The sequence below is a fragment of the Staphylococcus sp. MSU001 genome (assembly GCF_052976705.1).
In genome coordinates this window covers 110,407-125,790 of the sequence record NZ_JBRIKK010000001.1, presented here as the reverse complement: position 1 = coordinate 125,790, position 15,384 = coordinate 110,407, and the positions used below count along the sequence as shown (strand labels likewise).

Genomic DNA, 15,384 nt, shown 5'->3' with positions numbered 1-15,384 from the left:
AGTAATAATCTGAGTTCTCTAGTTATTAATTAATTTGATTAACTACATCGAATGTGAATTATAAATGTTGATATAGGTATAAAATAGAATAATTAAAATTAAATTTATTTTTGTTGACGTTGCTTTCTAATTAGATAAGATGCATTCATTTTTATTAATTCTGATTTCAATGTTTTCATTTGACGATAGCCCATAAAATGGTGTTTACGTGCAACCATATAATGATAGCGTTCATCAAAATTCATTGGAACCACTGGATATGTATCGAGTTGATTAAAATGAATTTCATCTATGTTATTTATTTGTTTAAAATAGTTAATGATTAAATCGAAATAAGTATCTAAAAGTTCCCTAGCTTCTGGTGTTTTGAGTTGTTTATTACTTGCTAGTTGATCAAGTTGGTCTTCTATATGATTGAAATCCTGTTTTTCAATCATATCATCACGCCTCCTTTATCTTTGCTTTATGTCGTTTTTGCCCTTCTCTACAATCATTTAACAATGGACATATCTCACATTTAGGTTTTCTAGCAAGACAATGATATCTCCCAAAAAATATTAATTGATGATGGCTTTTATTCCATCTATCTCTTGGGATAATATCACATAATCGATCTTCTACTTGTCTTACATTATCTTTCCAACGATTAATTCCCAAACGTTTAGAAACTCTCTCAACATGAGTGTCGACAGCTAAAGAAGGTTCTCCAAATGCAACACTCATTACAACATTTGCTGTTTTACGTCCCACTCCAGCTAGACTCTCTAATTCTTTATGTGTTTGTGGGATTTGACCATTAAATTGTTCAATTAAAGAGTGACATAATTTTTTTATATTTTTGGCTTTATTGCGATATAATCCAATAGAGCGTATATCATTTTGTAATTCTTCATCACTCACATTTAAATAATCTTCGGGTGTTCGATATTTTCTAAATAATGATTGCGTAACACGATTGACTAGATTATCAGTACACTGTGCTGATAATAATACAGCTATTGTAAGATCAAATGCATTTCTATGGTTTAACTCACATTCTGCATTAGGAAACATATCCGCTATAACATCAATCATTTGTAATGCTTTTTTCTTACTTATCATTAGGATTCTCTCCATTCAACCAGTCAAATTTAGGCACCTTTTTAACAACATGCTTCATTTTTGGTTTGTTAAACTGTTCTCTTATTTTCTTTGAATCGTCAACTGTTTTCACATTATTCTTTTTCCAATTTAATAAAATACGATCAATATATTTAAAACTAAGTTTATTTTGGCTAAGTGCCTCATCAAGAGCGGCTTGTATAACTGATAAGTCATGGTGATCGACATCAATCCACTGATTTAATGTTTCAATTTCATACGGCGATAGTGGTCTGCCGAACGATTGCTCAACTAACTGAAACAATTGCTTAAATTGCTCTTTTTTATCTTGTTCCTCATGTTTTAAGTATTGATGTTTTAATAATTGATTTAATTTGTGATAGAAGGGATCTAAATTCATGTATTCAGTGAATTTACCTTCTTCGTCTTTATTAACATTGAGTTCTAATAATTCTCTTTGAATTAAGTTTTGTATTACGGAAGTAATTTGACGAGGTTCCATAGTTGATCCTTTTTGAAGAAACTCAATAGAAGGTTGCTTATTAGAAGTTTCAGATGCATATAAAAGTTTTATCAAAATAACTAAATCTTGTTCATCCAAACCTAACTCTGAATAATGATCAAACAATTCTCGTCTTATAACAACAGGTCTTGTTTTTAATTGAATTAGATCCATAATATTACTACCTCCTATTTAAAATGAACGCCCAGCCTTAAAATGACTGGACGTTTCAAAAATGGTATTTTGAACATAAATACGAATAATCAATTATGGATATAAGCGATTAAGTAAACGTGGGAATGGAGATGTTTCACGAACATGTTCAACTCCAGAAATCCAAGCTACTGTTCGCTCCAAGCCTAAGCCAAAACCACTATGTGGTACGCTACCATAACGACGTAAATCTAAATAATAGCTATAACTTTCTTCATCCAATTCGTGCTCATTAATGCGTTGTTCTAATAATTCTAAATCATTAATACGTTCGGAACCACCAATAATTTCACCGTAACCTTCAGGCGCAATTAAATCAGCACATAATACTGTATCTTCATTATCCGGATTTGGTTGCATATAGAATGGTTTAATTTTAGTTGGATAATTTGTAATGAATACTGGTAAATCATAGTGATTAGCGATTGCTGTTTCATGTGGTGCACCAAAGTCTTCACCCCATTCAATATCATCGAATCCCTCTTTTTTCAAGAATTCGATAGCATCATCATAAGAAATTCTAGGGAAAGGTGTAGCAACTTTTTCTAGTTTAGTTGTATCTCTATCTAAAGCTTTGAGTTCTAATTGGCAATGATTTAAAACAGATTGAACAATGTGAGACACATACTGTTCTTGTATTTCTAAGCTTTCTGCATGATTTGTAAAGGCCATTTCTGGTTCAATCATCCAGAATTCAATTAAATGGCGACGTGTTTTAGATTTTTCTGCACGAAAAGTTGGGCCGAATGAAAAAACACGTCCGTGAGCCATTGCGGCTGCTTCCATATACAATTGCCCACTTTGTGATAAAAATGCATCTTCATCGAAATATTTTGTATGGAATAACTCACTTGTTCCCTCTGGTGCACTTGCTGTTAAAATAGGTGGATCAATTTTAGTGAAGCCATTTTCATTGAAAAACTCATATGTTGCACGGATGATTTCATTTCTTATTTTCATGACAGCATGTTGTTTTTTTGAACGTAACCATAAGTGACGATGATCCATTAAAAATTCTGTTCCATGATTTTTTGGTGTAATAGGATAATCATGTGCTTCATGTACAATTTCGATTGATTTAACTTGCATTTCGTAGCCTAAATCAGAACGATTATCTTCTGTAATCGTTCCTGTGATATATAAAGATGATTCTTGAGTAATATCTTTTGCTAGTTGAAATGTTTCTTCATCTACTTCAGATTTTACTACTACTCCTTGCATAAATCCTGTACCATCGCGTAATTGTAAGAACGCTATTTTACCACTTGAACGTTTATTAGTTAACCAAGCACCAATTGTTACTTCTTGGTTAAGATGTTTTTTCGCTTGTTTAATCGTAGTCTTCATAACCAAACTCCTATATTTTTCTTTTTAAATACTCATTTATTTTAACAAAATATGTCTTTAACTTCTACAAGTTGAGTAACTGGAATCATACGATATGATTTATTATAGATTTCTAAAAAGCTAGCTTTTACTCTCATTATCAATAGACTTCTGTATTTGATTCAATAATTTATTAAACTGTTTAATGTTACCTTTTCGCTGTTTAAAATGTTCTAGTGATTGAGCAAAAAAGTTTTTATATGTGCTATTTATCAGTCGATCATCAAATGACACAATAAGTCCTTTGTCGTCTTCGTGTCGAATAAGACGTCCAAGACCTTGTCTAAACCTAGTCACAGCATCAGGTAATACATAATCTTTGAAAGTTGATGTGAATTCAGAGTCCATGAGCCAGTATTTAATATTATGTTTATTCATAAATGGTAGTTTAGCTATCATTACACATTTAAGGCCATTGGCTTGAAAATCAAAACCTTCAAAAAATGTTGATGTTCCAAGAAGTATTGATTTATCAAAGTTATTAAACTGTTGAACAATTTTATAATTTTGGTTTTGCTGTTGGGTTAAAATGACATAATCTTCTAATTCAGGTAATTCATTTAACAAATCTTGAACCATATGCATCATTTTATAGCTTGTAAATAAGACAAGACATTTTGACTGTGTTACTGTAATGTATTCAACAATATAGTCAACAATTGAAGCTACATAATCGTCTAAATTTTTATAATTGTACGTTTCAACATCATTGGGCACAAAAACATTTGTATGATTGGATGATGTTAAAGGTGTTGAAATTTCAAATGTATTAAAGTCTATGTCTTCATTAAACCAATTTTGAAATGCTTTAAATGAGTGATTGAAAGCTAATGTGCCTGATATAAATGTAAGAGACTTAAATTTTTCAAGTACTTGTTTCGTCAGGATATCCTTAACATCATAATCCTTGACTAAGAGTCGGATTGTTGATTTTTGTGCTAAATTTTTAATTGAAATAAAGCTAGTATGGTGATTTTTTATACTTTGTTCGATAAGTTTAAATTTGTCATGTAAGTATAATAATTGTTTCCGTATGGACTTGATTGTTTTGTGATTCATTCCGTTAAATATTTCTATTGTTTTATTTAATTTATCTATGATTGAACGTAAATCTTTTAAAATCTCACTCGTTTCAAACTCATAAACGTAATGATACTTATGAATGTCATCATCATAAACGTCTGATGTTTGAATAATGTTATAAATTGTAGTGAATAGTTGCTCATTTAAATCATGTAACTCATTGATATTTATTTTTAGACCAAAAACGTCTATAGGTGCAATATCTAGTTTCTCTAAAATACGTTGTTGCTCAAGTTTGTCTACTGCTTTAAGTAGTTTTTCATTTTCATTTTTGCCAATAAGTCCTAATTGATATTTAACATCTGAATAATTTAAATCATTGGTAACTTGATTTAGCGCATAGTCAGGCAATCTATGTGCTTCATCGATGATGCAATCATCAAATAGTTGATATATAGTGTTTTCACTGTCTGAATGAATTAAATGCGCATGATTAGTGATACCAATTTGTATGTTTTGAGCATTCCTTTTTATATAATTGTAATAATGGATATCATGACGAACTGGAACGTATGTTTCAATTTTTTGGTCAACATACATTTTTTGTCCACCTTTAAGATTTAATTCTTGTATGTCCCCAGTATTTGTTTCAGTTATCCAAATAAGTAACTGCATTTTAAGAATATTTACTTCATAATTACTTGTATCATCTTTAAGAATTTGGCTGATAAGACCAAGAGATATATAATCATTTTTACTTTTGATTAATGACGCGTTAATTTTAAAATCTAAAACTTCATTGAGTAATGGTATGTCTTTTTCTAATAGCTGACTTTGTAATAATTTTGTATTTGTTGAAATCATTACATGACGACCGGTTTCAATATTATACATTGTTGCTGCAAGCAGATAAGCAAGAGACTTTCCACTACCTAAAGGTGCTTCAATCATTGCTTTATCACTATGCATCAACTGATCAAGTATAATTTCGGCTAGGTATAACTGTTGTGGCCGATATGTAAGATTTAAAGATTGAGTAACATTTTTATATAAATCTTTTAAGGTACCATCAAAATTGACAGCCGGTTTTTTTAAATCAATTTGTTTACGGTAAATAATTTGTTCAAATTGTTCAAATTGGTTGTTAGGCGGTTTAGTTTGATAATTTCTAACCATTTCAAACAAAATATGATAAAGATCATACTTGAGATTTTTACTTAAATAGTACAGTTGTTTTTGAGTATCTAAATGCAATTGCTCGAACTTCTCAAAAGCTTTAATCATCAATTTAGCAGTTGTTGTTGCATCTTCATCTGCTCTATGTGCATTATTTAACGGGATATGATGTGATTCAGCCAATGCGCTTAACTGGTAGCTTTTGTCTGTAGGGAATGCGATTTTAAACAATTCTAAAGTATCCATGACTCTTTTAGGTTTAAATTGAATATTACATTTTTCAAAAGCTTTTTTTATAAAATTAAGATCGAATGAGATATTATGTGCAACAAAAACACAGTCTTTGATAAGTCGATAAATGTCATCTGCGACCTCATTAAAATAAGGTGCCTGTACCAACATTTCTTCTTCTATAGAAGTTAAGGCTTGGATAAACGGTGGAATTTCTAAATCGGTACGTATCATTGAATGGTATGTATCAATGACTTGATTCTGACGTACAAATGTAATGCCAATTTGAATGATTTCATCATAATCCAGTTGATTTCCAGTTGTTTCTAAATCCACAACTGCAAATGTTGCTATTCCCATAATGTCCGCTCCTCATTTTTGTGTTTATAAATCTATATCTGCACTCATAAGTCGATGTAATTGACCTTCTTCATCTTTAACTATAAGGAATCCATCTGAATCAATATCTATGGCTTCCCCCAAAAATTGATGATCATTTTCAGTGAATTTAAGTTGACGATGCCATATATTTGTAGCGTGAATATATTCTTCTCGAATTGACTCAAAAGTTTGATGTAAAAATTGATCAAATCGATGTATAATTTGAGTTAATAATGTAGTTAAAAAAGTATATCTATTAATTTTACTATCGGAATGCATACGTATACTTGTTGCTTTATCTTTAATATCCTCATCAAAATCACTTTCAACATGATTCATATTTATACCTATACCACAAATTATTGCTTCTATTGCATCATAGTTAGCAACCATTTCAGTTAAAAATCCGCAAATTTTTTTATTACCAATATATATATCATTTGGCCATTTAATTGTTACACGTTCGTTCGAAAATTGTTGAATTGCATCTCTAATACCTAAAGCAATAAATAAATTAAATTTAGGTATCATAGAAAAAGGTACGTCAGGTCTTAGTACAAGTGACATCCACAACCCTTTTCCTTTAGATGATTCCCAATTACGATTGAATCTACCTCGACCTTCTGTTTGTTCATCGCTCAAGATTAAAAATGTATCATTATTTCCAACGAGTGCTCTCTTTGCTTTTAATTGTGTTGAATCTACAGTGTGATAAACTTCTAGATGATTAAAAAGACCAAGTTCATCAAGAATGGGTTTTACAATACCGCTATACCACTGATCAGGTAATGAATTCAGTTGATGGCCTTTGTGGTTTATTGACTCGATATCACAACCATCTTCTTTTAATAGGTCAATAACTTTTTTGACACCTGCCCTAGAAATATTGAGTTGATTGGCAATATATTGCCCTGATATGTAATTTGATTGATGTTCATACAACATTCTAATGACATCTTGACTATATTTTGACATGTGCATCCACCCATTCTAATATTTCTTCTTTAGTGTTGGCTATTTGATTTGATATGACTGCGATTTCTATTTCTCTAAGTGTATCTTTTAGCCATGGTCCTGAATTTTTATTCGTATGATTGAGTATATCTTTACCATTTATTGCCAATTCTTTTCTGCAATGGATAGGTAATTTTTTATTTGCTTCGCGAACACTTATTTCATTAATGATTAAATGATTGGCTGTTGTAAGCCCATTTTGTTTAAGCAAATGATGTAATGATAATAGGATTTCAATATCTTTTAAATTGTAATCATATACTAATGTTATTAAAGATTGCTTTGACTGTATCTTAGGCAATGTTTGGATGAGTGTAATCCATTTTTTGATAGTTGCTTTTTCTTGATTGCTAATTTTCAAGGAGCTTAATTGTACATCTTTTGGTTGTTGGACGATTAAGATTGCAATCCAAAGTTCAAATGTGATGGGCTCATCTATATGAAGATGAGACATCTCAAATGATTTGAAAAAAGGTATATAATTAAATGCTTTCATGTTTTGCATGACTTCAAAGCTTTGTTTAACATTGTTTCCCATGATAAGCTTTTTAAGCTCTACTACTACACGTTCAACGGATAAATATTGTATATCTGAAATATGAGAAGACATTGCATGTAATGTGTCTGAATCAATTTGAAAATTAAGTTGTGATTGAAAACGTAACCCTCTAATGATACGAAGCGCGTCTTCTGAGAACCTTTCACTTGGTACACCAACAGTACGAATTACTCGATTTTTTATATCTTGTTGACCATTAAAATAATCATACAACTGGTAATTTAGATCCATTGCTATAGCATTCATTGTAAAATCTCTACGTTGAACATCTTGATATAAATCTCTTACAAAATACACTTCACTGGGCCTACGATGATTGATGTATTCATCTTCAGATCTAAATGTAGTGATTTCATAATTGTCATTTTGAAAGACCACGTTGATCGTACCGTGTTCTTTACCCACTGGTATGGTTTTGTCGAATATAGATTCTATTTCGTCAGGCATTGCACTGGTGGTAATATCAACATCATGTATAGGTCGTTGCATGATGTAATCACGTACTGATCCACCAACGAAATAAGCTTTAAAACCTTTATTTTGAATTTTTTTTAAAATAGGTTTTGCTTGTTCAAATATTTCATGACTCATTGCTGTTCTCACCTTGTTCTAGCATCTTTCGATAATAGTTTTCATATTGGTCAGTAATTAAATCTGAACTAAATCTTGCTTCAATATCTTTCAGCATTTGGAATTGCATTTTTTGATATAATTCTGGATTTGATAAAAGTTTAATAGCATACTTTGCAGCTTGTGTACTATCTCCTATATCTACTATAAATCCAGTTTCTTCGTGTCTGATGACCTCTTTAATACCACCTGCACGACTCCCTATAGGTAAGACGCCTGTTTTCATTGCTTCTAAGAGAGTTAATCCAAAACTTTCTTTCTCACTTAAGAGCAATACTAAATCAGATAGTTGGTAGAATGCGCTTACGTCATTTTGTTTGCCTAAAAAGAGTACGTGTGCTTCCACATCGAGCTCTCGTGCTTTATGTCGCATATCGATTAATTCTGGGCCATCTCCTAAAAGTATCAACTTGGACGGTATACTCTCATGAACTTTTGCAAATGTCTCAATCACTGTATCAATGCGTTTTACTTTTCTGAAATTAGAAACATGTATCAGTACCTTTTCTTCAGAAGAGATACCATAACAATCTTTTAATTCTTCATTATGACGAGTTGGGAATTCATTTTCCCGTACAAAATTATATATAGGGATGATTTCCTTTTGAGTATTGATAATTTCATAAGTTTGCTGTGCTAGTGAATGACTAACACTTGTCACAATATCACTTTGTTCTATGCCAAATTTTATCGCGTTTTGTAAAGTATGGTCATAACCTAACACTGTTATATCAGTGCCATGTAGTGTTGTCATAATTTTGACGTCTTTACCTGACATTTGTTTAGCTAATATACCACATACAGCGTGAGGTACAGCATAATGCATATGCAATATGTCTAAATCATATTCTTGTATAACGTCAGAAATTTTTGTACTTAATGTAATATCGTATGGTGGATATTGGAATACGGCATATTGATTGACTTCAACTTGGTGGAACGTCATGTTAGGTAAAGGTTTGCGTATTCTAAAGGGTATATTTGAGGTAATAAAGTGAACTTCATGGCCACGTTCTGCCATTTTAATACCGAGTTCTGTAGCAATAATGCCAGAACCACCCATGGACGGGTAACATGTTATACCGATTTTCATTTGTGCCCATCCTTTCTTAAATTATTTTCTTTCAAAGCGATTTTTATCTCTTGTATTAAACTTATTCATCGTGTCATTAAAGCTTTCTGTCATATCTATGTTCAGAGAGTTTGCAATACACAGTAAAACAAATAAATTGTCTCCCAATTCAGCTTTAATTGTATTATCTTCTTCAGTATCTTTCTTTTTTTTCTCTCCAAAATGATGGTTTATTTCGCGTGCTAATTCTCCAACTTCTTCTGTCATTCTTGCAAGATTAGCAAGTGGTGAAAAATAACCAGCTTTAAATTGACTGATATAGTCATCAACTTCTTGTTGCATTTGCTCCATAGATTTCATATGAAAGTACTCCTTTATCGCTATTCTTATATAGTATATTACAAAATAAAGTGACTTGCATTTCAAGTGCAATGTTTAATATGTATTAAAAGATAGGCTTTTGTCACGTATTCAAATAAAAAAGGTAACCATTACAAATCAATTGTAATGATTACCAGGAACTGCGTTGTTATATATGATTAATCACTTGATCTTGCAATTAATATAATACGAGCAAGTTCAGCTAATGCAACTGCAGTAGATGCCACATATGTCATTGCTGCTGCAGATAAAACTTTTTTCGCGTGTTTGTATTCTTTCTCATTAACGATATTTAAAGCCGTTATTTGTTTCATCGCTCTTGAACTAGCGTTAAACTCAACAGGTAATGTCACGATAGAGAATAAAACTGCAAGTGACATTAAACCAGCACCAACCCATAGAACTGTAGAGCCAAAGACACTACCGAGAGCTGTTAAAACAATACCTACCATAATAATAATGTAGCTTAAAGAACTACCAATATTAGCTAATGGTACTAATGCTGTTCTAAATCTTAATGGTGCGTAACCTTGCTGATGTTGAATTGCATGTCCTACTTCATGGGCTGCAATTGCAGTACCAGCAACTGATGGTCTATCGTAGTTTGCAGGAGATAAACAAACAACTTTTTTATTTGGGTCATAGTGATCAGTTAAGAAGCCTTCGCCTTTAACGACGTCAACATCGTAAATGCCATTAGAATGTAAAATTTCTTCAGCTACTTCACGACCAGTTTTACCACTTGTGGATCTCACTTGTGAGTATTTTTCATAATTAGATTTAACTTTATGTTGAGCCCACATTGGAATGACCATTAATATTACGAAATATATAATCATTGATATTAAAGACATTAAACTCACTCTCCTTTATTTTCATTTTACTGTCAAATTTATCTTTAATCAAATGTTTTAACTTTCAACCACTTTTGTAATTTTAAAAATAAAATATACGATATGATAGTGAGACTATAAGCCAACACCCCTACTTCAATTAAATGTTTGGCGATAAAATTATAGTATGGATATTGTCCGTATATGTAATCTATTACGTCATTGACAGTCACCCATATGAAAGTCATCAATCCAGCCAACTTAGATATTTTAAAACGAGGATAAAAATAGATAGCTTCTAACATCATAATTGCGTGAGATATGAGCAACATAAGTCCGTTTATAGCAACATCATTCATTTTTATGAACATCAAAATATTCATAATTACAGCCCAACTACCATATTTAAATAGAGTTATAAAAGCTAAAGCGTCAATCAGTGCATTACGCTTATTAAATAGTATGAGTAATAATGATAAACATAAAAATAATGTAGCAGTGGGACTATCTGGAACAAATAATATAAAATAATTTGGCGTGTTAGCTAATTGACTACTATACCAATGATAACCGTATATCGTACCAAATATATTGCAAACTAAAATAAAAGAAATCAACCATTTTTGATAAAGTGAAGTTTCCCAAAGCCATTGATTCATCTTAGTATGGGCTACCTATCATTTAAAGTTGATTGAATATCTTTTGATTTTAACACATTAAGTATTTGTGTGAGTTGATAAAAATAATCAGGTTCATTCATTTGTAAACTTAAATCAATATTATTTTGTAAGGTTTGAATAATAGTTGTTTGTTTTCTTTTATCCATAGAAATTGAATACAAGTCTTGTACATAAGATGAATAACTAGGTGAATGAATGAGCTGCATTAATATTAAATCATCTAAGCGAGGTTCTCGCGCGTGACAATGAGCAAAATGTATTTGTATATCTAATCTTAATGTATGATTTGCAATATAATTAAAAATTTGATTTGTATTAATATAAGCTTTATTATCCTTGCTCAATTGAATTGCAGAAGCAGTTGTATCCACTTCTGCAATTTCTAAGGTATAATGATTATTGATTTTACTATTTACGAAATGTACATTATTTAGCTTATCTTGATTTGCCTTTAAATAATTTAATACCCACACAGTAATTCTTGATTTAAAACGATAGTTAAACAGAATATATTCTATAAAATTTTGTTTGATACGAATAAGAGAATCATTCATTTAAGTCACCAACTTACATTTGCAATCTCATTGACTCATCATGCCAATTTTCATTGCTTGGATCAATTTCTAATAATTGATTTAAAATCAAAAGTGCTTTTTCTTTCTGACCAATTTCTAATAAATAGAAGTAATAATCGCTTAAAAATTCAACTTGAGTTTGTAATGTTGGATATGCTAATTCAAAGAAATGTTGCGCTTCTTTATCTCGTTCTTCTTGACCGTATGCATATGCTAAATGCCACATGAAAATAGGATCTAAATCTTCTTCGTCTACATAAGTCAACAATTGTATAATTGATTCATAGTCTTCTTCATTACGATATAAATCACTTAAAATCAACAATGGTTCATGATATGCATTATCGACCTCTAAGGCTTGTTTTAACAATTCTACACCTTCATTTGCATCTCCATGCTCTATTTCTAAGCTACCTGTAGAAACCATTAATTCTTTGTGAAACTGACTTAAACGTAATCCTTCCTTACCAGTTTCTATAGCATCAGGATAATTTTTTTCATTTTCAAATAGAGATTGAAGATAAAAATATCCTTGTATAAAATCAGGATCTTTTGAAAGTAATGTTTGCATAATTTTAATTGCTTCTTGCGTTAAATCGTTTTTTTCATAGGCAATTGATTTTTTAAAGTAATCTTCAGAATTCATCTCTTCTTCACTAATTTCATCAAATAAGCTAATAGCATCTGAATAATTACCACTTTGTAAACTACAATCTGCCATTCGCGAGAAAAGATTTACTCCATTCACTTCATATTCACCTGTTTCCAATACTGTTTCATACTCTCTTGTAGCTCGTAAGTATTGCCCATCGTAGTATAATAGCTCTGCTAAGGCGAAGTGAATAATTGGATCATTAGGTTCAAGATCTAATGCTTCTTGCAATTTGTCAATTGCTACTTCTAACATATTAATTTGTTGATATAAATCGGCTTCAAGCATCAATTTTTCGGTAGATGGTTCTACTTGTGCTAAATATTCAAGTGCTTCGTCAGTTTGATTTTCAGACATGAGACCTTCGATAAAGTAAATGAGTAACTCACTTTCATCTGGGTATTTATGATACAACGTTCTAAAAACTTCTAACCCTTGAGGTGTAAGACCGAAATTATATAAAGTTTCACCAAGTATAAATAGCGCATCATCATTGTTTGAACTCAATGCCTCATTTACTCGAGAATCTAAGTTTTCTATTTTTTGTAGATTGATATCGTCTATAAGTTTATAGATATCTTCCATTTTTTATTTTCCCTCATTTTCTAAAAGCTTTAGTTTAGGTAAAAAACCTGGGAAGGAAACATTAACAGCGTCAAATTGCTCTATTTTGAGTGGTTCTGAACTAAGTAGTGAAGCTACAGCTAACATCATTCCTATGCGATGATCTGTTTGACTATCTACAGTTGCATTTGATCTAAACTCTGATGGATGTATAATAAGTCCATCATGTGTGGGTTGTAAATTAAAACCAAGTAAATTTAGCATGTCTGCAGTAGTATCTATACGATTTGTTTCCTTCACTTTTAATTCTTCGGCGTCTTTGATAATACAAGAATTTGAAGCTTGTGTGCAAAGTAATGCAATAACTGGCAATTCATCGATAGCTCTTGGAACTAAGTCGCCTTTAATTGTAACAGCATTCAAGTTCGGTGTATATGTTACATGTATTGATGCAGTTGGTTCTGCACCTTTGCTTACATTACTTAATTCAATGTTTCCTCCCATTTGTTTAACGATGTCTATGATACCTGAACGAGTGGGATTAATGCCAACATTATGAATTGTAATGTCACTACCGGGCGTAATTAGAGCTGCGACTATGAAAAATGCAGCAGATGAGATATCTCCTGGAACATGAAAATCTCTAGGCTGTATACGTTCAATTGCATAAGGTATGGTTTGGATTGTGTTACCTTGAATTGATATAGGAATATTAAAGTGTTCAAACAATGTTTCTGTATGATTTCTACTAACATCAATTTCTGTAAGTGTCGTTGCTTCTTTTGAAAATAGGCTAGCAAGTAAAATAGCACTTTTAACTTGTGCACTTGCAACTTCCATTTGATAATTTATACCTTTAATGGTTGAAGGCTTAATAATAAGCGGTGTGTAATTATTATCAATTCCAGATATATTAGCGTTCATTTTCAGCAGAGGTTTCATCACTCTATCCATGGGTCTTTTGCCTATAGATACATCACCAGATAACACACTTTCAATACCTAATCCGCTTAAAAGACCAGCAAGTAATCGTGTAGTAGTACCAGAATTACCAGTATAGAGAACTTGGTGTGGTGTTGTGAAATTTCGATATCCTGGTGAATTGATTATGATAGAATTGTCCTGCTCTTCAATTGTTACACCCAATTGTTTAAAGATATCCATAGTACGTCGACAATCTTCTCCCAATAATGGTTCATAAATGGTTGATATACCTTTAGCTAATGAAGCTAACATAATAGCGCGGTGTGTCATCGATTTATCACCAGGTACTTCTATTTCACCTTTGAGTGGTCCATTAATATTAATTATTTCACTGTTATTCATTTGATTCACCTACTTAAAATAAGATTGTAATTCCTCGAAAGCTGATAAAAGCTTATCCTTATCAACATGAGTGACAACTGGTTTCCCTAAATTTTTAAGTAAGACCATTTGAATACCATTGTAATCATTTTTTTTATCTAGAAGCATAAAATGGTATGTATCTTCAAAATGAAGTTGTTTGATGATAGATAATGGATATTTAAGTTTTTTCATATAATTAATATAGTGTTGAATGTTATAATTTGACTCGAATAAGTGATTCGCAACAATAAATTGATAAAGAATACCAATCATAACTGCATGACCATGAGGAATTTTATGCTCATATTCAATTGCATGACCAAATGTATGACCAAGATTAAGAAACTTTCTTTTACCTTTTTCTTTCTCATCTTCAACAACAATATTTAGTTTTGTTTTTATACCCTCAAATAAATAATAATCTAGATTTTTTAACGCTTGTAAATTTTTATTTGAGGAAAAATTAGATTCGATATTTTTTGTTGAATCCTCGCCGTTTAATAAAGCGTGCTTATAGACCTCAGCATACCCACTTAGTATTTCAGAATATGGAAGAGTTTCTAAAAAATCTAAATCATAAATGACAGCTTTGGGTCGATAAAAAGCACCAATTAAATTTTTACCATGCTCAGAATTAATTCCAACTTTACCACCTACACTTGAATCGTGGGCTAAAATAGTTGTCGGTACTTGGACAAATGATACGCCTCTAAGTAAAGTTGCAGCAATAAACCCTGCGAAATCTCCTGTAGCACCACCACCAATGGCAACAATACACGTTTGACGTGTTAATTGATGGCTTAGTAAATATTCAATAGTACGATGATAATGTTCGAATGATTTTGACGTTTCTCCAGAAGGGATTACGATACATTTAGCATCAAGTTTTTGAGCCAAAGCTTCAAGTTTATCTACAAATAAATTATAGACTTGCTTATCGATAATGAAAAAACGTTGTTCTTCATTTTTAATATATCTTTCTAAAGAGTTAATTGCGTGATGTTCAACGATAATGGGATAATTATCACTTGCATATGATGTTTTAAGTTCCATGCTTTCACCTC

General features: G+C 31.3%; 15 protein-coding genes. All 15 read right to left on the bottom strand.

Annotated features, from left to right (window positions below):
• Positions 1–104 precede the first annotated feature (104 nt).
• The 15 genes from ACVBFA_RS00640 to aroB all read right to left on the bottom strand — a co-directional run bounded on the left by ACVBFA_RS00640 (position 105) and on the right by aroB (position 15,373).
• Entirely contained in the window at positions 105–437 is a 333-nt protein-coding gene (locus tag ACVBFA_RS00640) for a YpoC family protein (RefSeq protein WP_002457679.1), read from the bottom strand.
• Between the two features lie 4 nt (positions 438–441).
• Positions 442–1,101, bottom strand: coding sequence for an endonuclease III (gene nth / locus ACVBFA_RS00635; RefSeq protein WP_002446458.1), 660 nt, complete (start codon positions 1,099–1,101; stop codon positions 442–444).
• A complete protein-coding gene (locus ACVBFA_RS00630) occupies positions 1,091–1,777 on the bottom strand; it encodes a DnaD domain-containing protein (RefSeq protein WP_002446459.1) in 687 nt (228 codons plus the stop codon). Before ACVBFA_RS00630 ends, nth begins: the two co-directional genes overlap by 11 nt.
• A gap of 93 nt (positions 1,778–1,870) precedes the next feature.
• Positions 1,871–3,163 carry an asparagine--tRNA ligase gene (gene asnS, locus ACVBFA_RS00625; protein ID WP_002439780.1) on the bottom strand — a complete coding sequence of 431 codons (1,293 nt, stop codon included), beginning with the start codon at positions 3,161–3,163 and terminating at the stop codon, positions 1,871–1,873.
• Positions 3,164–3,283: 120 nt separating this feature from the next.
• Complete coding sequence (locus ACVBFA_RS00620; protein ID WP_447158754.1) at positions 3,284–5,992, bottom strand: helicase C-terminal domain-containing protein; 2,709 nt, start codon at positions 5,990–5,992, stop codon at positions 3,284–3,286.
• A gap of 24 nt (positions 5,993–6,016) precedes the next feature.
• Complete coding sequence (locus tag ACVBFA_RS00615; protein WP_002486960.1) at positions 6,017–6,988, bottom strand: biotin--[acetyl-CoA-carboxylase] ligase; 972 nt, start codon at positions 6,986–6,988, stop codon at positions 6,017–6,019.
• The gene (locus tag ACVBFA_RS00610) at positions 6,975–8,177 is read right to left on the bottom strand and encodes a CCA tRNA nucleotidyltransferase (RefSeq protein ID WP_002486951.1); all 1,203 of its coding nucleotides are present in this window, start codon (positions 8,175–8,177) and stop codon (positions 6,975–6,977) included. Before ACVBFA_RS00610 ends, ACVBFA_RS00615 begins: the two co-directional genes overlap by 14 nt.
• Positions 8,167–9,309 carry an N-acetyl-alpha-D-glucosaminyl L-malate synthase BshA gene (gene bshA, locus ACVBFA_RS00605; RefSeq protein ID WP_002486972.1) on the bottom strand — a complete coding sequence of 381 codons (1,143 nt, stop codon included), beginning with the start codon at positions 9,307–9,309 and terminating at the stop codon, positions 8,167–8,169. The genes ACVBFA_RS00610 and bshA overlap by 11 nt, the downstream gene beginning before the upstream one ends.
• A gap of 21 nt (positions 9,310–9,330) precedes the next feature.
• Positions 9,331–9,648, bottom strand: coding sequence for a nucleotide pyrophosphohydrolase (locus ACVBFA_RS00600; RefSeq protein WP_001832769.1), 318 nt, complete (start codon positions 9,646–9,648; stop codon positions 9,331–9,333).
• Between the two features lie 179 nt (positions 9,649–9,827).
• On the bottom strand, positions 9,828–10,523 hold the full coding sequence (locus ACVBFA_RS00595; protein ID WP_002446466.1) for a zinc metallopeptidase: 696 nt from the start codon (positions 10,521–10,523) through the stop codon (positions 9,828–9,830).
• A gap of 44 nt (positions 10,524–10,567) precedes the next feature.
• On the bottom strand, positions 10,568–11,161 hold the full coding sequence (locus tag ACVBFA_RS00590; protein WP_002486980.1) for a DUF1405 domain-containing protein: 594 nt from the start codon (positions 11,159–11,161) through the stop codon (positions 10,568–10,570).
• Between the two features lie 11 nt (positions 11,162–11,172).
• Entirely contained in the window at positions 11,173–11,736 is a 564-nt protein-coding gene (locus ACVBFA_RS00585) for a YpiB family protein (RefSeq protein WP_002446468.1), read from the bottom strand.
• Between the two features lie 13 nt (positions 11,737–11,749).
• A complete protein-coding gene (locus tag ACVBFA_RS00580) occupies positions 11,750–12,994 on the bottom strand; it encodes a tetratricopeptide repeat protein (RefSeq protein ID WP_447158753.1) in 1,245 nt (414 codons plus the stop codon).
• A 3-nt stretch (positions 12,995–12,997) separates the two neighbouring features.
• The gene (aroA, locus tag ACVBFA_RS00575; protein WP_002486959.1) at positions 12,998–14,299 is read right to left on the bottom strand and encodes a 3-phosphoshikimate 1-carboxyvinyltransferase; all 1,302 of its coding nucleotides are present in this window, start codon (positions 14,297–14,299) and stop codon (positions 12,998–13,000) included.
• A gap of 9 nt (positions 14,300–14,308) precedes the next feature.
• A complete protein-coding gene (gene aroB / locus ACVBFA_RS00570) occupies positions 14,309–15,373 on the bottom strand; it encodes a 3-dehydroquinate synthase (RefSeq protein WP_002487007.1) in 1,065 nt (354 codons plus the stop codon).
• Positions 15,374–15,384: the final 11 nt, after the last annotated feature.